The sequence below is a fragment of the Tardiphaga sp. OK246 genome (assembly GCF_900188215.1).
Lineage (GTDB): Bacteria > Pseudomonadota > Alphaproteobacteria > Rhizobiales > Xanthobacteraceae > Tardiphaga > Tardiphaga robiniae.
Window position 1 is genome coordinate 948,221 of sequence record NZ_FZOX01000001.1, and the last position, 18,648, is coordinate 966,868.

Genomic DNA, 18,648 nt, shown 5'->3' on the forward strand with positions numbered 1-18,648 from the left:
AGGAGTTTCCGATGATTGGTCTAGTACTTGTGACCCATGGGCGCCTTGCCGACGAGTTTAAGGCGGCGCTTGAGCACGTAATGGGTCCGCAAAAACAAATTGAAGCCGTGACGATCGGCGCCGAAGACGATTCCGATTTGTGTCGCAGCGACATTATCGAAGCGGTCAATCGCGTCGACAGTGGCGATGGTGTTGCCATCCTCACTGATATGTTCGGCGGCACGCCATCGAATCTGGCGATCTCCTGCATGAGCCGGCCGAAGGTCGAGGTTCTCGCCGGTATCAACCTGCCCATGCTGGTGAAGCTCGCAAAGGTGCGCGAAGAGCGCACGCTGCCCGATGCGATCGCCATGGCACAGGAAGCCGGCCGCAAATACGTCACCATCGCCAGCCGCGTTCTCGCCGGCAAATGAGCGACAGCCCAGACGATACGACGGTGTCCGGCAGCGTCTCCCGCGAGATTCCGATTACCAACAAGCGTGGCCTTCATGCGCGCGCCTCTGCCAAATTCGTGCAGATGGTCGAACGCTTCAATGCCGACGTCACGGTGACACGCAACGGCGAGACCGTTGGCGGTACATCCATCATGGGCCTGATGATGCTGTCCGCCGGACCCGGGACCAGCATCATGGTCACTGCCAAGGGCGCCGAAGCTCAAGCGGCGCTGGATGCGATCACCGAGCTTGTGACCAACAAGTTCGGCGAAGAGTAGCGGTTCGCCGAAAGCTGCTTCGTCAGCGAACGGCTATTTCATCGCGCCAGGCGCCACCACATAGACATTCCACCGCGTGGTCGTGCCGACATTGCCCTTGAAGAAGCGTCGCGTCGACATCACGATGCGTTCGGCATTCGGGAGATTGTCCTTCATCCACGCTTCGCAGCGATCGAATTTCCAGTCACCGACCATGCAGATTCCGATGAAGCCGTTACGCTTCGCTTCGGCCATCGACGTCACGCCTGACGGCCATGGCTCGTAAGGCGTCAGCGGCAGCGGATGATCGGGACTGTAGAACGTCATCTGCTCGGCGACATCGACGAAGCCCACGACCTCGCTCCAGCGCGTGTGGAAGCGCTTGTGCCAGACTTCGGTGAGTTCGCGCGCGAGTTGCGAGTAGGAGATGTGAGCGAAATTGCCGTTGGCATCGCGCGGCAGTGACGCGATGGCGATCTGCGGTGCGGCGGCGAGCGTGACCAGCGACAGCACCAGCCAGATCGCGGCGAGCCGTACCAGCGCGACCCGCGGCATCTTCAGCGCCGGGATCGCAATGACCGCCAGCGGCACCAGGAAGAACAGCGAGATACCCCAATCGGTCTTGATATAAACGTCGAACAACAACGCACCGATCGGCGGCCCGACGGCGACAATGGCCTGGATCAGCCAGATATTCAGGGCCTGGTCCCTGCGGACACCGGGATTGGTCGTCAGTGACCACGGCCGCTTGACGAATGCGCGGGGATCGCGCGCCACCGACACCCACCAGCGCGGGCTCCAGGCCAGCACCGCAGCGGCCAGACCCAGCGGCAACAGCAGCAGCGCGATATTGTGGCCAACATAGCCCCATGCCAGCTGCAAACTCTCCCAGCGTGACGAGATCGCATAGGTATTGCCGGCGTAACGAAACGGCGCGTATTCCACCTGCCGCACCCAGTCGAGATGCGGAATCATCGCCGCCGCCATCGTCGCGATGGCGATCCATGGTGCCGGCGAGCGCAGGAACAGCATCCGCTGCGGATGGATCAGCGCGGCCAGACCGATGGCCCCGATCATCGTCACCACCCAGTATTTGGTCATCAGCGCCAGCGCAGCGGCGACGCCAAGCAGGAAGCCCGAGCGAATCGAGCGCTTCTCGAAAGCGTGCAAATAGGCCAGCACCACCAGCGGCAAAGTTACCAGCTGCAGCAGGTCCGGATTGTATTTGAAGCCCTTGAAATTGAAGATCGGATAGATCGCGACCATCAGCAGCACGAAAAAGGCACGGCGGCGATCGACCACGCGCAGCGCGATCGCCCAGCAAAGGATCATGCCGATGCCGACCGTGACCATGGCGAGCAGATAGGTCGCCCAGTCCACCGGCGGGAAAAATTTGAACCAGACGCCCGAGATCCAGCCCGACAGCGGCGGATGCTTGCCGTAGCCCATCAGGAACTTCTGCCCCCAGGCATAGCCCTCGGAAACGTCGAAATGGATGTCCTGCGCCGCCTTTACCTGGGTCAGGATCGCGGTCCATAGCACCACATGGGCGATCGTGAAGCCGAGCACCAGCAGGACGCTCAATTGCGGATCACACGCCCAGGCAACGAGCCGCGCAGCGCCGCGGCGGCCGATGGACAGCAAGCCCCGGCGTTTGGCGGGGGTAGAGGAAGCGATTGTACTCATGGGCCCCTGCCTAGCGTGTTTCGGGCCGGAGTAAAATCAGGATGCCGTGACGGAAACAGGGCCGGGAATCAGGCCGAAACCCGCATTAAGGTTGCCGCATCGGGGCCTGAATGCTATCCCGCGCGCATGACAACCTCCCCGATTTCGAACGTCCGCAACTTCTCCATCGTCGCCCATATCGACCATGGCAAATCGACGCTGGCCGACCGCCTGATCCAGATCACCGGCGGCTTGCAGGCGCGCGAGATGAAGGAGCAGGTGCTCGATTCGATGGATATCGAGCGCGAGCGCGGCATCACCATCAAGGCGCAGACTGTCCGCCTGCATTACAAGGCCAAAGACGGCAAGGATTACATCTTCAATCTGATGGACACGCCCGGCCACGTCGACTTCGCCTACGAGGTCTCGCGTTCGCTGGCGGCCTGCGAAGGCGCGCTGCTGGTGGTCGACGCCTCACAGGGCGTGGAAGCGCAGACGCTCGCCAACGTCTATCACGCACTCGACGCCAATCTCGAAATTGTGCCGATCCTCAACAAGGTCGATCTGCCCGCGGCAGAACCCGAGCAGGTGAAGAAGCAGATCGAGGACGTCATCGGCATCGACGCCTCAGACGCGTTGATGATCTCGGCAAAAACGGGTCTGGGCGTGCCTGACGTTCTGGAAGCCATCGTGCACCGGCTGCCGCCACCGAAGGGTGACCGCGACGCCACGCTGAAGGCGCTGTTGGTCGATAGCTGGTACGACGTCTATCTCGGCGTCGTCGTCCTCATCCGCGTCGTCGACGGCGTCATGAAGAAGGGCCAGCGCGTCCGCATGATGGGCACCAACGCCGCCTATGATGTCGAGCGCGTCGGCTACTTCACGCCGAAGATGGTCAATGTGGACGAACTTGGTCCCGGCGAGATCGGCTTCATTACGGCCGCCATCAAGGAAGTCGCGGACACCCGCGTCGGCGACACCATCACCGACGATCGCAAGCCGGTCACCGAGATGCTGCCGGGCTTCAAGCCCGCCATCCCCGTGGTGTTCTGCGGCCTGTTCCCGGTCGATGCCGACGACTTCGAGACGCTGCGCGCCGCCATGGGCAAGCTGCGGCTGAACGACGCGAGCTTCTCGTTCGAAATGGAAACCTCGGCTGCGCTGGGCTTCGGCTTCCGCTGCGGCTTCCTCGGCCTGCTGCATCTGGAAATCATCCAGGAGCGCCTGAGCCGCGAATTCGATCTCAACCTGATCGCGACCGCGCCAAGCGTGATCTACAAGATGCACCTCACCGATGGCGAGGAGATCGAGATCCACAATCCGATCGACATGCCGGACGTGGTGAAGATCGCCGAGATCCAGGAGCCGTGGATCGAAGCCACGATCCTGACGCCCGATGAATATCTCGGCAGCGTGCTGAAGCTCTGTCAGGAACGCCGCGGCAATCAGAAAGAACTCACTTACGTGGGCGCCCGCGCGATGGTGAAATACGAGCTGCCGCTCAACGAAGTGGTGTTCGATTTCTACGATCGCCTGAAATCGATCTCGAAGGGCTACGCCTCGTTCGACTATCATCTGACCGACTACAAGGCCGCCGATCTCGTCAAGATGCAGATCCTGGTCAATGCCGAGCCGGTCGACGCGCTGTCGATGCTCGTGCATCGCACCCGCGCCGAAGGCCGTGGCCGCGCCATGGTCGAGAAGATGAAGGAACTGATCCCACCGCACATGTTCGTCATCCCGATCCAGGCGGCGATCGGCGGCAAGGTGATTGCCCGCGAAACCGTCCGCGCGCTGCGCAAGGACGTGACCGCGAAGTGCTATGGCGGTGATATCAGCCGCAAGCGCAAACTTCTGGAGAAGCAGAAGGAAGGCAAGAAGAAGATGCGGCAGTTCGGCAAGGTCGACATCCCGCAGGAAGCGTTTATTGCGGCGCTGAAGGTGGATAGCTGAGGATCAACCGCCCGCCGTTCTGACCAGAGGTACCGCATATGACTGCGATACGGGATGCGAACAGAACGGCGAAGCGACCTCCCCAAGGCTTTTCAGATCCAGCTGTCAAAGCAGCATTCGACCAGCATCCGCCGGCGATCAAGGCCAGGCTCTTGGCGCTCCGGCAACTGATCTTCGAGACCGCCGCGGGGATCGAAGGCGTAGGCCCGCTCGAAGAGACGCTGAAGTGGAATCAGCCGAGTTATCTCACGGCGGCAACCGGAAGCGGCAGCACCATCCGGATCGACCGGATCAAGGACACCAACCGGTACGCGATCTACTTCAACTGCAATACCAATCTGGTTGAAACGTTTCGCTCGCTGTATCCCGAAGGCCTGAACTACGGCGGTAACCGAAGCATCATCCTCAGCCTCGACGACGACCCTCCCGAAATCGCTCTGCGCCATTGCGTCGGACTGGCGCTCACCTATCACCGAAGCAAACGCAAGCCGTGCTCATAGGCACCGCGAGATTGAGCGGATTCTGCCACGACGCTTGCCGTTTCGCGGCTTTTCGGCGCTTCCGCTTGCGGCTGAAAATGAACGGATCCGCCAATTGCGACGACCCATTCCCGATGAGTGGAAATTGCATTCCAGAGATCTGTCCCGACAATCTCGCACGCCGCTATGACACGGCGCGCGGATGGTTCGTCGATGCACTGTCTATTGCCGCAGCCGCACTGGCCGTATTCCACTACAATCCAGACGGTGTGATTGCCACGATCGTCGTCTTCATTGGGGCCTACGCCGTCGCGCATTATCTCGGGGACGTGATCTGGCTAACCAGCCTTACCTGGCTCTTGTGGCTCACTATGCTGATCTATGCCTGCACCTTCTTCTATACTTTCAGCCACCTCCCGCTGCTCACCGCTTTGCTCCTGACCATGTTCCTTCCGGGAATTGCGCAAGCCTATGTGATTTGGGATTTGTGGCCCGCGACAAGCCATCCGCTACCCCTGTTCTGTGTGGCCTGGCTCATCCTGCTGGCGATCTGCATTTTTGAACCAACGACGTTCAGCCGGCTGAGCTCCTTCGTCAAAGCAAGACGCGGCCGGAGCTAGCCGCCGGTCTAATTTTCCGCCCACCGCAATGCGGCAGATTTCTGCGACCAAACATCCCCCACGCCGCCCTTGCCTCCCCGCCCTTCGCCCCTCATGCTGCGTCCCACGACGCCGAAAACGGCGCGTATGAAAATTTGGGGAGGATTGAATGATCGCGCACCGCACGGTTGCGGCTACGACGTTTGCTGTTTCGCTGCTTTTTGGCGCTTCCGCGCTGGCCCAGCAGGCCAACACGCTTCCGCTCAAGATCGGCGTGCTCGCCGACTTCGCCTCGGTCTATGCCGACATCGGCGGCCAGGGCAATGTCGAGGCAGCGAAGATCGCCATCGAGGAATTCGGCGGCAAGATGTTCGACAAGCCGATCGAACTGGTCACCGCCGATGCGCTGAACAAAGCCGACGTCGCCGCCACCATCTCGCGCAAATGGTATGAGGCCGAGAATGTCGACATGATCATCGACATGCCGACATCGGCCACTGCGCTGGCCGGCATGGAGATGTCGAAGCAGTTCGAGAAGATCATGATCGTCACCGACGCCGCGTCGTCGGACATCACCGGCAAGTCGTGCTCGCCATATACCGCGCACTGGACCTACGACACCTACGGCAACGCTCACACCGTCGGCAGCGCCATCGTCAAGCAGGGCGGCGACTCCTGGTACTTCATCACAGCGGACTATCTGTTCGGTCATTCCATCGAACGTGACACCGGCGACGTGGTGCGCGCCGCGGGCGGCAAGGTGGTCGGCAGCGCCAAGCATCCGCTGAACACGGCGGACTTCTCGTCCTTCCTGCTGCAGGCACAATCGTCCAAGGCCAAGATCATCGGCATGGCCAATGGCGGTGGCGACACCATCAACACCATCAAGCAGGCGTCGGAATTCGGCATCGTCGCCGGCGGCCAGAAGCTCGCAGGCATCGTGATGTTCATCTCCGACATCCACTCGCTCGGCCTGAAGATGGCGCAGGGGCTGATCATCACCGAGGCCTATTACTGGGATCTCAACGATCGCACCCGCGCCTTCGGCAAGAAGTTCTTCGACAAGATGAAGCGGATGCCGACCATGAACCAGGCGGCGACCTACAGCGCGACGCTGCACTATCTCAAATCGGTGCAGGCCGCAGGTACCCGCGCCACCAAGCCGGTGCTGGCGAAGATGCGCGAGATGCCGGTGCGCGACGCCTTCACCGATAACGGCGTCCTGCGCGAGGACGGCCGCATGGTGCACAGCATGTTCCTGCTCGAAGTGAAGAAGCCGGAAGAATCCAAGGCGCCGTGGGATTACTACAAGGTGCTCGCGGAGGTCCCCGGCGATCAGGTGTTCCGTCCGATGAAGGACGGCGGCTGCCAGTATGTGAAGCAGTAACCGCTGACGAGTTCGATCGCCCGGCCCGCCGGGCGGTCGACCCACCACAGGCCAACCGGTCGATGGAGCACGTCAATTCTTCATCGGATTTTGAACGAGGACGCCAGTTTCCGGCTTCGCCACCGGAGCCCTCAACCAGAACAGCGCCAGGAACGCGAGCGACGTCAGCCCGCCTGTGAGCGCCAGCGCGACGCGCGGGCCACCGTGATCCAGCACAAGGCCGAACAGCAGCGGCGCTGCACCCTGCAGGATGCGCGCCGGCGCGGCCAGCCAGCCGGTTCGCATGCCGTATCCGACGGCGCCAAACATGGCCAGCGGAAGCGTTCCGCGCGCGATCGTGAACAGGCCATTGCCGGCACCGTGCAGAAGAGCGAATGGAAGCGCGACGGGCGCGCCGAACAGGATCAGCAATCCGGCGCCAACCGGATGCAGGCCCGCGGCCAGGCGTGCGGATATCATCGCCGACGCATGTCGTAGCAGACCGAATTCCCCGATCCGGGCTGCGACTTGCGCAGGCCCCATCAAAGCCCCGGCGAGCACGGCCTGCGCCGGGGTGGCCCCGAGCGCTTCCAGCAGGCGCGGCATGTGCGCGGCAAAGGCGGTGGTGACAAACCAGGTCGCACCAAAGACGCCCGCCAGAACGATCATCGCCCATGGAATGCCTGATGTCGGGACGGCAGGCTCATTCAGATGCGCATGCGGCGGCGCCTTCGGAACGAGAAAGCGGTTGAGCGGCAGACCGATGACGATGTGCAACGCAGCCCATGCGAAGCAGGCGCCGCGCCAGCCGAAGGCATCGATCATCGCGGCACTGAGGGGCCAGCCGATGGTACTCGCAAAGCCGGCGAACAGGGTGATGCCGGTGATCGCACTGCGGGCCTGTCGTCCCCACAATCCCGCAACCGTCGCAAACGCAGCCTCATACAGGCCGAAACCCATGCCGGCGCCGATGACCAGCCAAGCCAGGGCCAGCGTGATCGGTCCCGTTGCAACCGCAAGCAAGGCCAGCCCCGCCGCAAACATCAGATTGGTGGCGACAAGCACGTCCCGGCCACCGCTGCGGTCGATCATGCGGCCGGCGAGCGGACCGAGCAAACCTGACACCAGCAGCGCCACGGAGAACATGGCGAAGAACCAAGTCCTGGACAGATGCAGGTCGTCGCAAATGGGATCCGCGAATACGGCCGGAACATAGTAGCTGGAAGCCCATGCCAGTGTCTGCGTCGTACCGAGCGCGGATACGACTTGCCAACGAACGACTGCCACCTCAGGTCACAGCTCCCCGCTCGTACCAGTCCCGTGTCGCCTTCACGATGTGAACCACGGAGAGCATCACCGGCACCTCGATCAGAACGCCGACGACCGTTGCCAGTGCTGCGCCTGATTGAAAGCCGAACAGTGCGATCGCCGCCGCCACGGCGAGCTCGAAGAAGTTCGATGCGCCGATCAGGGCGGAGGGGCCGGCCACGCACCAGGCGACGCCGAGGCGGCGGTTGAGCCAGTAGGCGAGACCGGCATTGAAATAGACCTGGATCAGGATAGGGACGGCGAGCAGCGCAATGACCATCGGTTGCCGGGTGATCTGCTCGCCCTGCAGGCCGAACAACAGCACCAGGGTCAATAGGAGCGCGATCAGCGATACCGGGCCAAGCAGCGACAGCGCTTGCGATAGCGCCGCCTCGCCTCCCCTCGCCAGCAATGCGCGCCGCCAGAACTGCGCGATCGCCACAGGCACGATGATGTAGAGCAGGACGGACAACAGCAACGTGCCCCAAGGCACGGTGATGGATGACAGTCCGAGCAGAAGGCCAACGATCGGCGCGAAGGCGACCACCATGATGGTGTCGTTGAGCGCGACCTGTCCCAACGTGAAGTTCGGCTCGCCATCGACCAGATTCGACCAGACAAACACCATCGCCGTACAAGGCGCAGCGGCAAGCAGAATCAGACCAGCCGTATAGCTATCGATCTGGTCCGCGGGCAGATACGGCCTGAACAGATGGCCGATAAACAGCCAGGCGAGAAGCGCCATCGAGAACGGCTTCACCAGCCAGTTGATTCCGACGGTCGCGGCAATGCCGCGCCAGTGTGTGCCAACGTGACCGAGCGCTCCGAGATCCACCTTGAGCAGCATGGGAATGATCATCAGCCAGACGAGAACAGCCACCGGCAGATTGACCTGCGCAATCTCCGCCGAGCCCAGCGCATGGAAAGCGGCCGGCATCCATCGCCCCAGCAGAATGCCGACGACGATGCACAGGCCCACCCAGATCGTGAGATAGCGTTCGAACAAACCCATAGCTGGAGCGGAAACCGACCTGCCGATGGCCTCACTGGTCATGACGTAGTCCTGCGATCCGCTGGCCGCTCGCATCCACGACCCGGTCGCCATCCTCTTTCGAGAACGCTCCAAGCTGCGGAGTGGGCATGATGTCCAGAACAGCTTCAGATGGCCGGCAGAGCCTCACGCCGAGCACCGAGACCACGATCGGGCGGTTCATCAGAACCGGATGGGCTTCGATGGCGTCGAGCAACTGCGCGTCGGTCAGACTGGCGTCGGAGAGGCCCAGCTCGGCATAGGGCGTTCCCTTCTCACGCAGGACGTCGCGCACCGACATGCCGGCGCGCGCGAGCAATTGAACGAGCAGGACCCGCGACGGCGGTGTCTTCAGATACTCGATGATGTGTGGCTCAATGCCGGCGTTGCGGATCATGGCCAGCGTGTTGCGCGAGGTACCGCAATCCGGGTTGTGATAGATGATGACGTCGACGCTATCAGGCACGTGACAGCTCCTTGCTGTCCGAGGTGCATGCGGACGCCGTGGCCGGCATACAGATGTCTGGATGACCCGCGCAGCAATCCCGCATCAGGAACTGGATGAGGCCCGACAGCGCGTCGTAATCGGCCGTGTAGACAATCGAGCGGGCCTCCCGCTTCGCGCTGGCAAGGCCAGCCTGGGTCAGCTCCTTCAGATGGAAGGACACATTCGAGGCCGACACGCCTGCAGCCTCCGCGACGGCGCCGGCCGGCATCCCGGCGGGACCGGCCTGCACGAGCAGGCGCACGATGCGAAGCCGCGTCTCCTGGGACAGGGCTGCAAAAGCCGACAGGGCTTGACGTTCTTCCATATTTCAATAATCCTAAAAATATCGAATCATGGAGTAACATCGATGCTGGACCTTGCCAAGCCGGAAATTCCGCCTTCACCGCAGATCGCCGACGACGACATCAGCATCGGGGCGCTCCTCGCCGCATGCGATGCGGCACCGGCATTGCCCTTGGTGTTCACCTATAGCGGTCACAGCATTCAGGCGGGCTACCACATCACCGAAGTCAAGGCGGGCGCCTTTTCCGCACTTGATTGCGGCGGCAATCCCGAAGCGTGGTCGGAGATCTTCGTACAGTTGTGGGACATCGTCGAAGATGACCGGACCCATATGACGGCGGCTAAATTCGCCGCCATCATCCGGAAAGTCTCCGACCATGTCGCTCTCGATGCCAATGCGCGGCTGACCTTCGAAGTGAGCGATGGCGTCGCGCCGATGCAACTACACTGCGCAGATACCCCGCGCATACAGGGCGACGTTCTCACGGTGACGCTTGCCCCGCGTCCGGCGAGTTGCAAGCCACGCGACCGCTGGCTGGAGGCGCAGAAGGAAGCCAGTGCATGCTGCGCGCCGGTATCGTCCAAAAGCACGTGCTGCCGGTAGACGCCGCGGTTCAGACCGGAGACCTGTTACTGGACTCTCAACGAGAGCGCGCGGTAGAGCCCACAATCATTATCCTTTGCCACCTGCAGTCGTTGCGCTGCGTCGATCCGCGAGGCGACCAGTCTCTTTTGGCAAAGCTCCTGGCGAGGAGCCGGGATGCGCAGACGCCTGGGCTTGCGACAGCAACCATGCGCGGAATGCCTGCAGCAAAGGATTTTCGGCTTTCTCCTCCGGAGAGGCGAAATAGTACGAGCCGACGCTTTTTAGCGTCAGGCTCGACAACACCTTCAATTTGCCCGACCTGAGTTGATCGGAGATCAGGAATTCCGGAAGCAGGGCGACGCCAAGACCGGAGCTCGCCGCGCTGATCAAAGTGGACTGGATATCGAAACGCGGCCCGCGGATCACATTCGTGCCGCCGAGCTCCGCAGCGTCGAACCAGCGACGCCATGCATCGGCGCGTGTGACGAGATGCAGAAGCCGCAGCTCGGCGACCTCGCTCGGCGGTAATTCGCCGCGCCTGCCGATCAGCGTCGGCGATCCGACCGGCAGAAGAATTTCGTCGAACAGATGGTCTGCCTGCGTGCCGGGCCAGTCCGGCTGGCCGAAGTAGAGGGCACCATCGAGCGCGGTCTCGCTGAAGAAGAAGCGCGTGTTGCGCGCGCTCACATTGACGGCGACGCCGGGATGGCGCGCATAGAAGTCCGGCAGGCGCGGAATGAGCCACTGGGCGCCGACAGTGGGCAGCGCCGCGACGTCCAGAACCATGCCGTCGGCCTCATAGCCCATGATCTCGAGCGCATCGCGCTCGATCCGCTCGATCGTCTGCGCCACGCGGGTGCTGTAGGCCGCCCCTGCCCGCGTCAACGTGATGCGTTTCTTGATCCGATGAAACAGTTTCACGCCGAGCTGCGTCTCCAGCTGCGCAATCTGGCGCGACACCGCACTTTCGGTCAGCGCGAGTTCGCTGGCGGCACGGGTGACGCTGAGGTGTTTGGCAGCCGCGCTGAACGCCATCAGCGCGCCGAGGCTCGGTATTCTGCGGCGCATAGTTCATTCCAAAAACGCAAGATGTCCGCAGATTAAATTGTTTGCACGCCTAAGCACAAGGCAACAATCTCCCTGCGGATGACAAAAGTCATGGCGGGCGGCGACCTCTGGCGAGGTCACGCCCCGGCAACGGTCTCAAGACATGCAGACTGCAGCGCGGTGCCCCGCACAGGTGCTTCGGTCATCAACTTCAAGGAGCACATCAGTGGCAGTCAACAAATTGCATGACGAATTCCACACGCTCGACATGGAGAGCGGCTGGCAATTGCCCGAGGGCTACGATCCCGCGTCGGGCGCGCTGGAGAAGATCCTGTCCGGATCGCTCGATACCGCGAACAAACGCGGCAGCCGGACGCGATTGCTGAAGTTCCCTCCGGGTCTCTTCACCACACAGCAGATCGTTCACGACCACTGGGAAGAAGTCTTTCTCGTCTCCGGCGACCTGATCGTTGGCAATGACGAGAACGGGCAAGGCGGCACGCCGTTCGCCGGCTACACCTACGCCGTCAGACCGCCAGGTGCCTGGCACGGTCCGTTCAAATCCGAGGGCGGCTGCCTGCTTCTCGAAATGCACTACTACGATCCCGCCTGAGAGCCACAGAGACGATGACGGCAGCCTCTTGGAGGGGCCGCCGATCAGAGCCGATGCTCCCTGAAATCCCCGCAAGAGGTCTTGATATGAGTAATGCGAAGCTTCCCGTCATCATCGCCGGTGCAGGGCCGGTCGGCATGGTGGCTGCCGCAGATCTGGTGCGACAGAACATTCCGGTTCTGGTGCTCGAGAAAAACGACGCGCTGAGCAGCGAGTCGCGCGCATCGACGTTCCATCCGCCCACGCTGGACATGCTCGACGATCTCGGTTTCGCCAGCACGTTGATTGCACAGGGGCTGAAGGCACCGACGGTCCAGTACGGTTCGTCCGAGGACGGTGTGCTCGGCACATTCGATTTCGCGGCGATCTCCGATCTGGTGCGGCATCCGTTCCGCCTGCAAGCCGAACAGTTCAAGCTCACACGCATCATTCTGGACGCCCTGTCCGGCAATCCGCTGTTCTCGATCGCGTTCGGCAGCGAGGTTAAATCGGTCGAGCAGACCAGCGATGCCGTCACGGTGGTGGTCACGGCCAACGGCCACGACACCACGCATGAATGCGCCTGGCTGATCGGCGCCGATGGTGCGAACAGCATCGTCCGCCGCAGCCAGGATATGGAATTCGAGGGCTTCACCTGGCCCGAGCGTTTCCTGGTGATGACGACACCGGTCGATTTCACCGCGCTTCGGCCGGGCGTCTCGTCGGTCAGCTATGTCGCCGATCCCGAACGCTGGTATTTCCTTCTGCGTATCCTCGGCGCATGGCGCGTGATGATGCCGGTGGCCGCGGAAACATCCGATGAGGAAGCACTGTCCGAAGCCTATGTGACGGCGTCGATCCGGCGGATCGTTCCCGCAGAGCTGGACGCCCCCATCCTCCACACGACGCTCTATCGTGTGCACCAGCGCGTCGCCGCGAACTTCCAGAAAGGCCGCACATTCCTGGCCGGTGACGCCGCCCATATCAACAACCCGCTCGGCGGCATGGGCATGAATGGCGGCATTCATGATGCATTGAACCTGACCGCGAAGCTGGGTCCGGTCATCAACGGCACGGCTGATGAGAGCATTCTTGCCGATTACGATCTGCAGCGCCGGACGGTCACGATGCAGGCCATTCAGGGCGACACCATCCGCAACAAGAAGAACCTCGAAGCGAAAGACGAAGCCGATCGCGCGCGTTTCCGCGACGACATTCGCGCAGCAGCCGCCGATCCGGAAAAGGCACGAGCGCTATTGCGCCGGATCGCGATGCTCGACTCGCTTGAGCGGGCCGGTGCGTTGCATGTGGCTGAGCACCGCCCGGGGTGATCAGCAACTCTCTCTGAGACGATGTCGACGGCAACCGGTCACTCGGCTGGATAAGAACCGCGGCAGTGGAAGCGCCAGTAAGCCTGGAGGAGCCAACACCATGGTTCCCAAGATGTCATGCAGGAGTTTCAGAATGCCAAGCAAGGATTTACGGATGAAGTGGACGACGTTTCTTTTGGCGGCGCTGGTAGCGCCTGTCGCCTTGGGCGTGCCCGGCGCGGCAGCGGCCGGCTTTCCGGAAAAAATGATCACAATCGTGGTCCCTTATCCGGCTGGAAGCACGGCGGACGCGATTCCACGACTAGTGGCTCCGCTGATGTCGAAGTCGCTCGGCGTCACCGTGATCATCGAGAACCGCGGCGGCGCCAACGGCTCGATCGGGGCGGCTCGCGTCGCCGCGTCGCCGGCGGATGGCTATACGATTCTGCTCGCGACAACCGGCATGATGGCGATCAATCCGTGGATCTATGAAAAGCCCGCCTATAATTCCGAAAAGGATTTCGCGCCCATCACCAATGGCGCCTCGACGCCGAACATCCTGGTCGTCAATCCGTCGGTCAAGGCGAACTCGCTGAAGGAACTGGTGGCGCTGGCCAAGGCCGAGCCGGGCAAGCTGACATTTGCGTCAGCCGGTATCGGCAGCACGAGCCATCTGTGCGGCGAGACGCTGAAGGTGCTCGAAGGCATCGATGCCGTCCACATCCCGTATCAGGGCGCAGCTCCGGCACTTCAGGATGTCATCGGCGGTCAGGTGTCCATGATGTGCGATAATCTGTCGAACACGGTCCAGCAAGTACAAAGCGGAGCGCTGAGGCCCATCGTCGTGACCGCGCCTGAACCAAGCAAACAGCTGCCCAATGTGCCGACGTCACCGCAGGCAGGCTATCCCGATCTCCTCGCGGGCAACTGGTACGGCTTTGTCGCTCCATCGGCGACCCCCAAGGACGTGATTGAGAAGCTCAACACATCGATCGTGGAGGCGTTGCGAGATTCAACTGTTTCGGCTCGCCTGGAAGGCCTTGGTTTGACCGTGATCGCGGACAAGCCCGATCAGTTCGGAGCTGTTATCGCCAAGGATTCTGCGCGGATGGAAAATATCGTGAAGCGCTCGAAAGCGAAGATTTCCAACTAGGGATTTTTCGGCATCCCTCCGAGCTTAAACTGATCTTGACTTTAGTCCTAGATTGAGTTACCTCGCTTCCAGCCTGCTCGATTGCTGCGTGCTCATGACACACAGCATCGATCAGACTGCAGCGGCGACCCGGTCATCCGGGCAGCTGCTGGTGGAGCGCCGGGAGGCGCAGCGTTCGCTCGGCGGGCTTCGCACCCCCACCGATGTCGTAACGCGCGCGTCTTCCCTGCGGGACTCGCAATCCCGCCGGTGCTGACGTGCGGGCCGGCCCTCGCAAGGCCAGCCTCAAGGGGTCTCGCAAACCCCTGGCGCCTCCCGGCGCTCCATTCTCGCAATGGGAAACGGGATGAAGGGTCGTCCGCGCCCTCGTCGAAGCGGAGATCGGCGCGTGCATTATGCGACCTGCGCGCGGACGGACAGTTCCGCATCCGGCGCAGCAATGGCCTGAGCGCGCAGCAGCTCGACAATCTCCTCATTCGGCCGCGCCCGGCTGAACAGGAAGCCCTGCCCTTCATGGCAGCCTTCGCTGCGCAGGCAGGCGAGTTCGGATTCTGTCTCGACGCCTTCCGCCGTGATGGTGACACCGAGGCCCATGCCAAGGCTGATGATCGAGCGCACGATGGCCTGCGCATCGCGATTGGAGCCGAGATCACGCACGAAGGACTGGTCGATCTTGATCTTGTCGAACGGAAAGCTTCTGAGATAGCTCAACGACGAATAGCCGGTGCCGAAATCATCCATGGATATGCGAACGCCGAGCGCGCGCAGCGCGTGCAGGGTCGCTAGCACCTGATTGCTCTTTTCCAGCAGCAGCGTCTCGGTGATTTCAAGCTCAAGCCGCCGCGGCGGCAATCCGGAATGCTTCAGCGCATCCATCACCACCGAGAGCAGATTGCCGACGCGGAACTGCAGCGGCGACAGGTTGACTGCGACGCGCACTTCATCGGGCCAGCGCGCGGCCTCGTTGCAGGCGCGGCGCAGGATCTGCGTGCCGAGCGCATTGATCAGGCCGGTGTCTTCTGCCACCGGGATGAAATCCGCCGGCGAGATCATGCCGCGCTCCGCATGCGGCCAGCGCACCAGCGCCTCGCAGCCGGTGATGCGACCGGTCTTGAGATCGATCAGCGGCTGGTAGAAGGGTCGGAGCTGATCGTCCTGAATGGCGGAGCGCAGATCGATCTCGATCTTGCGGCGCGCCTGCGCGCGAGCGTCCATGCCGGACTCGAAGAAGCTGAAGGTGCCGCGCGAGTCGTTCTTGGCGCGCGACAGCGCCATGTCGGCGTTCTTGAGCAACCGCTCGGATTCGTCGCCGTCGCTCGGCGCCATCGCGATGCCGATGCTGGCACCGATGACCACCGAATGACCGTCGAGCAGATAGGTCTCACCGACGGCATCGAGCAGCCGGCGCGCCAGCAGCACGACATCCTCGGGACGGTTGATGCCGGTCTGGATGATGGCGAATTCGTCGGAGTTCAGCCGCGCCAGCGCGTCTTCCTCGCGCAACGACGACCGCAACCGCCGCGCCACGCCGCGCAGCAGCTTGTCGCCGATACCATGGCCGAGCGTGTCGTTGACACCCTTGAAGTTGTCGAGGCCGAGAAACAGCACCGCGACCTTCTCGCCGGTGCGCCGGGTATGTGCGAGGACCTCGTCGAGACGCTGGCGCAGCAGGTTGCGATTTGGCAGGCCGGTGAGGCCATCATGATGCGACATGAAAGCCAGCCGCATCTCGGCACGCTTGCGCTCCGTGATATCCATCAGCGCCAGCATCACGGCTGGCTCCTCGTTGTAGACGAGGTGCCGCGAATAGATCGCCAGATCGATCAGCGAGCCGTCGGCCTTGACGTGTTTCCAGGTTCGCGCGGCCTGCTCGTCATTGGCGTGATCGCCGACCCAGGGCGGGGCGGCCTCGAAAGCCTGCAACTGGCGGATGGTGAGCTTCTCGAATTCCGGACGCGTGTAACCGTAATGTTCGATCGCAGCGTCGTTGACGCTGAGGATGCGTTCGTCATCGAGCGCACAGACGATCATCGGCACCGGATTGCTCTCGAACAGCAGGCGGAACGACGCCTCGCGCTGTTTCAGCTCGGTAATGTCGACGCGCAGACCGATGACACCGCCGTCTTCGGTGAGCCGCTCTTCGATCAGGACGACGCGGCCGTCGGCCAGAACCTGCTCGTGACGTTCGCCTGGATGGAACAGCTTGGCGACGCGTTCTGCGATCCATTCGTCCTCGCGACCGATGGCTTCAGGATAGTCGCCGCGCTCGACACCGACGCGGATCGTGTCCTGCAGACGCGCACCCGGCACGAACTGATCCGAGCTGCGGTTGTAGATTTCCGCGTACTTTTTGTTCCAGAGGATGTAGCGCCCGTCGGAATCGAGAAACACGATGCCTTGCGGCAGGATGTCGATCGCCTCGCGCAGACGCTCATGGGATTTGCGGGCTTCCGCGATCGCCGCCTCGGCCTGGGCACGCTGTCGCACGATCTCGCGGATGGGACCGCTGACAAGACCCTTTTTCGGCGCCAGTTTCGGCGCAGCCGCGATCGCCCGGCTCGGCCGGGTGATCCGAAACGCCAGTCCGGCTTTCGCTTTCTTTTTCGCTTCAGGCCGGAACTTCGGCATCAATGATCCACTCGCAACGCGCGTGTGACAATCTGTGCAAGAAGTGTCTGAAAAAACGGTATCAATGCCCGTTCACAGCAACCGATTACCGTCTGAACTGCGCGCCTGTACACATCCCATGCCTTCACAACAGGCAAAAACCGTGGGCGTATGGTTACCCATGTCTGGACGTTACCGGGTCACGCGCGATCATCCCCGCCAAGTGAGAGACGCAAGCGGCTCGAAACGCTGATAAAACGACTGAGCCGGTTACAACGGGAGGACCAGCAAACCCAAACGCAAAAAAAAGCGCCAGCGTCAGACATGGTTACCCGCGCGTTAAAATCATGCGTGCCGCAGGTCACTCACCTCATCGACAGCTTCAGCTATAGTCGCAGCATGAGCCTTCGCCTGATTCTCAGCCTCATATTCCTGCCCGCCGTCATTGCTTCAACGCCGCCGGCGTTGGCGCAAACCAAAGGCAGCGTCGATCTGAAACCGCTGCCGCCGCTGGCCAATCCGAACGACCCGGCCATCGGTGCCAAAGAACTATTCGGCCGCAAGGTGCTGCCGACGAAATCGCCGGTGCGCGTGGTCGGCTTCTACGCCAAGGGCTGCATCGCAGGCGCCGAAGCGCTGCCGATCAATGGGCCGACCTGGCAGGTGATGCGGCTGTCGCGCAATCGCAACTGGGCGCATCCGCAACTGGTCGAGCTGCTGGAGCGGCTATCGGTCAAGGCTAACAAGAACGCCGGCTGGCCAGGCATCCTGGTCGGCGACATGTCGCAGCCGCGCGGCGGCCCGATGATCACAGGCCATGCCAGCCATCAGGTCGGGCTTGATGCCGATATCTGGCTGACGCCGATGCCGAACCGCCAGCTCTCGCGCAACGAGCGTGAGGAGATGTCGGCGGTGATGATGGTGCGGCACGACCGGCTCGACATCGATCCGACCACCTGGACGCCGTCCCATCTGCCGGTGATCCGCGCCGCGGCGGTGGAGCCCAGCGTGGAACGCATCTTCGTCAACGCCGCCATCAAGAAGGCGCTGTGCCGCGAAGCCAAGGGCGACCGCAGCTGGCTGTCGAAGGTGCGGCCGATGTACGGCCATGATTATCACTTCCATGTCCGCATCAAATGCCCGGTCGGCAGTGCCGAATGCGAATCCCAGCCACCGCCGACTGATTCCGAGGGCTGCAGCGCCGGCGATCTGGCTTACTGGTTCAGCGATGCCGTGCTGCATCCAAAACCGCCGCCGGTTCCGCCCAAGCCGAAGCCACCGATGACGCTCGCAGAAATGCCGGCTGCGTGCCGACAGGTTCTGACGGCACCGTGATCGGCCGATTGGCTATCGCATTGTCGTGAAACCGGGTTAGAACATGCCATCGTTGTGCCGTAAGCCGACGATCAACAACGGGCGCCCCTCCCGAACTCCTTCCAGATCAGCCGCGGCTGTCAGCTGCCCGGCCCAAT

General features: G+C 62.3%; 18 protein-coding genes. 11 read left to right on the forward strand and 7 right to left on the reverse strand.

What is annotated here, in order from left to right; genetic code table 11:
* Window positions 1–11 precede the first annotated feature (11 nt).
* Together CHC01_RS04645 and CHC01_RS04650 are read left to right on the forward strand one after the other, a co-directional pair.
* Window positions 12–413 (forward strand): PTS sugar transporter subunit IIA, encoded by a 402-nt coding sequence (locus CHC01_RS04645; protein WP_068733893.1) that lies wholly within the window; start codon window positions 12–14, stop codon window positions 411–413.
* Window positions 410–712 (forward strand): HPr family phosphocarrier protein, encoded by a 303-nt coding sequence (locus CHC01_RS04650; RefSeq protein WP_089262865.1) that lies wholly within the window; start codon window positions 410–412, stop codon window positions 710–712. The genes CHC01_RS04645 and CHC01_RS04650 overlap by 4 nt, the downstream gene beginning before the upstream one ends.
* A gap of 33 nt (window positions 713–745) precedes the next feature.
* On the opposite strand, the gene CHC01_RS04655 is transcribed toward CHC01_RS04650, so the two are convergent.
* Window positions 746–2,377, reverse strand: a complete 1,632-nt coding sequence (locus CHC01_RS04655) for a glycosyltransferase family 39 protein (protein WP_089262867.1) — start codon at window positions 2,375–2,377, stop codon at window positions 746–748.
* 126 nt (window positions 2,378–2,503) lie between these two features.
* Between CHC01_RS04655 and lepA the strand changes: the two genes are divergently transcribed.
* From lepA to CHC01_RS04675, 4 genes are all read left to right on the forward strand, one after another.
* Window positions 2,504–4,309, forward strand: a complete 1,806-nt coding sequence (gene lepA / locus CHC01_RS04660) for a translation elongation factor 4 (RefSeq protein ID WP_089262869.1) — start codon at window positions 2,504–2,506, stop codon at window positions 4,307–4,309.
* Window positions 4,310–4,461: 152 nt separating this feature from the next.
* The gene (locus CHC01_RS04665; protein WP_244558204.1) at window positions 4,462–4,809 is read left to right on the forward strand and encodes a DUF1801 domain-containing protein; all 348 of its coding nucleotides are present in this window, start codon (window positions 4,462–4,464) and stop codon (window positions 4,807–4,809) included.
* Window positions 4,810–4,820: 11 nt separating this feature from the next.
* On the forward strand, window positions 4,821–5,408 hold the full coding sequence (locus tag CHC01_RS04670) for a hypothetical protein (protein WP_141137041.1): 588 nt from the start codon (window positions 4,821–4,823) through the stop codon (window positions 5,406–5,408).
* A gap of 148 nt (window positions 5,409–5,556) precedes the next feature.
* Entirely contained in the window at window positions 5,557–6,774 is a 1,218-nt protein-coding gene (locus CHC01_RS04675) for an ABC transporter substrate-binding protein (protein WP_089262875.1), read from the forward strand.
* 72 nt (window positions 6,775–6,846) lie between these two features.
* On the opposite strand, the gene CHC01_RS04680 is transcribed toward CHC01_RS04675, so the two are convergent.
* Genes CHC01_RS04680 through CHC01_RS04695 form a run of 4 tightly spaced genes read right to left on the reverse strand, consistent with a single transcriptional unit; the run spans window position 6,847 to window position 9,903 of the window.
* Window positions 6,847–8,040 carry an MFS transporter gene (locus CHC01_RS04680; protein ID WP_089262877.1) on the reverse strand — a complete coding sequence of 398 codons (1,194 nt, stop codon included), beginning with the start codon at window positions 8,038–8,040 and terminating at the stop codon, window positions 6,847–6,849.
* Window position 8,041: 1 nt separating this feature from the next.
* The gene (arsB, locus tag CHC01_RS04685; protein ID WP_089262879.1) at window positions 8,042–9,073 is read right to left on the reverse strand and encodes an ACR3 family arsenite efflux transporter; all 1,032 of its coding nucleotides are present in this window, start codon (window positions 9,071–9,073) and stop codon (window positions 8,042–8,044) included.
* A 31-nt stretch (window positions 9,074–9,104) separates the two neighbouring features.
* Window positions 9,105–9,557 (reverse strand): arsenate reductase (glutaredoxin), encoded by a 453-nt coding sequence (arsC, locus tag CHC01_RS04690; RefSeq protein ID WP_089262881.1) that lies wholly within the window; start codon window positions 9,555–9,557, stop codon window positions 9,105–9,107.
* Complete coding sequence (locus CHC01_RS04695; RefSeq protein ID WP_089262883.1) at window positions 9,550–9,903, reverse strand: ArsR/SmtB family transcription factor; 354 nt, start codon at window positions 9,901–9,903, stop codon at window positions 9,550–9,552. Before CHC01_RS04695 ends, arsC begins: the two co-directional genes overlap by 8 nt.
* A gap of 42 nt (window positions 9,904–9,945) precedes the next feature.
* Between CHC01_RS04695 and CHC01_RS04700 the strand changes: the two genes are divergently transcribed.
* Window positions 9,946–10,485 carry a DUF6428 family protein gene (locus CHC01_RS04700; protein ID WP_089262885.1) on the forward strand — a complete coding sequence of 180 codons (540 nt, stop codon included), beginning with the start codon at window positions 9,946–9,948 and terminating at the stop codon, window positions 10,483–10,485.
* 69 nt (window positions 10,486–10,554) lie between these two features.
* Here CHC01_RS04700 and CHC01_RS04705 read toward each other — a convergent pair whose 3' ends face one another.
* Window positions 10,555–11,535 carry a LysR substrate-binding domain-containing protein gene (locus CHC01_RS04705; protein ID WP_089262887.1) on the reverse strand — a complete coding sequence of 327 codons (981 nt, stop codon included), beginning with the start codon at window positions 11,533–11,535 and terminating at the stop codon, window positions 10,555–10,557.
* 205 nt (window positions 11,536–11,740) lie between these two features.
* Between CHC01_RS04705 and CHC01_RS04710 the strand changes: the two genes are divergently transcribed.
* From CHC01_RS04710 to CHC01_RS04720, 3 genes are all read left to right on the forward strand, one after another.
* Window positions 11,741–12,127, forward strand: coding sequence for a cupin domain-containing protein (locus CHC01_RS04710; RefSeq protein WP_068733870.1), 387 nt, complete (start codon window positions 11,741–11,743; stop codon window positions 12,125–12,127).
* 86 nt (window positions 12,128–12,213) lie between these two features.
* Window positions 12,214–13,437, forward strand: coding sequence for an FAD-dependent oxidoreductase (locus CHC01_RS04715; RefSeq protein WP_176454492.1), 1,224 nt, complete (start codon window positions 12,214–12,216; stop codon window positions 13,435–13,437).
* Window positions 13,438–13,591: 154 nt separating this feature from the next.
* Window positions 13,592–14,569, forward strand: coding sequence for a Bug family tripartite tricarboxylate transporter substrate binding protein (locus CHC01_RS04720; RefSeq protein ID WP_176454493.1), 978 nt, complete (start codon window positions 13,592–13,594; stop codon window positions 14,567–14,569).
* 393 nt (window positions 14,570–14,962) lie between these two features.
* Here CHC01_RS04720 and CHC01_RS04725 read toward each other — a convergent pair whose 3' ends face one another.
* On the reverse strand, window positions 14,963–17,197 hold the full coding sequence (locus tag CHC01_RS04725) for a putative bifunctional diguanylate cyclase/phosphodiesterase (protein WP_089262893.1): 2,235 nt from the start codon (window positions 17,195–17,197) through the stop codon (window positions 14,963–14,965).
* Window positions 17,198–17,575: 378 nt separating this feature from the next.
* Here CHC01_RS04725 and mepA point away from each other — a divergent pair, with 378 nt between their 5' ends.
* Complete coding sequence (mepA, locus tag CHC01_RS04730) at window positions 17,576–18,511, forward strand: penicillin-insensitive murein endopeptidase (protein ID WP_089263655.1); 936 nt, start codon at window positions 17,576–17,578, stop codon at window positions 18,509–18,511.
* Window positions 18,512–18,648 lie beyond the last annotated feature (137 nt).

What these genes read in the sequence shown, in the direction of transcription:
- CHC01_RS04645 (WP_068733893.1), top strand. Translation starts at nt 12, where the DNA reads ATGATTGGTCTAGTACTTGTGACCCATGGGCGCCTTGCCGACGAGTTT.
- CHC01_RS04650 (WP_089262865.1), top strand. Translation starts at nt 410, where the DNA reads ATGAGCGACAGCCCAGACGATACGACGGTGTCCGGCAGCGTCTCCCGC.
- CHC01_RS04655 (WP_089262867.1), bottom strand. Translation starts at nt 2,377, where the DNA reads ATGAGTACAATCGCTTCCTCTACCCCCGCCAAACGCCGGGGCTTGCTG.
- lepA (WP_089262869.1), top strand. Translation starts at nt 2,504, where the DNA reads ATGACAACCTCCCCGATTTCGAACGTCCGCAACTTCTCCATCGTCGCC.
- CHC01_RS04675 (WP_089262875.1), top strand. Translation starts at nt 5,557, where the DNA reads ATGATCGCGCACCGCACGGTTGCGGCTACGACGTTTGCTGTTTCGCTG.
- arsB (WP_089262879.1), bottom strand. Translation starts at nt 9,073, where the DNA reads ATGGGTTTGTTCGAACGCTATCTCACGATCTGGGTGGGCCTGTGCATC.
- CHC01_RS04695 (WP_089262883.1), bottom strand. Translation starts at nt 9,903, where the DNA reads ATGGAAGAACGTCAAGCCCTGTCGGCTTTTGCAGCCCTGTCCCAGGAG.
- CHC01_RS04700 (WP_089262885.1), top strand. Translation starts at nt 9,946, where the DNA reads ATGCTGGACCTTGCCAAGCCGGAAATTCCGCCTTCACCGCAGATCGCC.
- CHC01_RS04705 (WP_089262887.1), bottom strand. Translation starts at nt 11,535, where the DNA reads ATGCGCCGCAGAATACCGAGCCTCGGCGCGCTGATGGCGTTCAGCGCG.
- CHC01_RS04715 (WP_176454492.1), top strand. Translation starts at nt 12,214, where the DNA reads ATGAGTAATGCGAAGCTTCCCGTCATCATCGCCGGTGCAGGGCCGGTC.
- CHC01_RS04720 (WP_176454493.1), top strand. Translation starts at nt 13,592, where the DNA reads ATGAAGTGGACGACGTTTCTTTTGGCGGCGCTGGTAGCGCCTGTCGCC.
- CHC01_RS04725 (WP_089262893.1), bottom strand. Translation starts at nt 17,197, where the DNA reads ATGCCGAAGTTCCGGCCTGAAGCGAAAAAGAAAGCGAAAGCCGGACTG.
- mepA (WP_089263655.1), top strand. Translation starts at nt 17,576, where the DNA reads ATGAGCCTTCGCCTGATTCTCAGCCTCATATTCCTGCCCGCCGTCATT.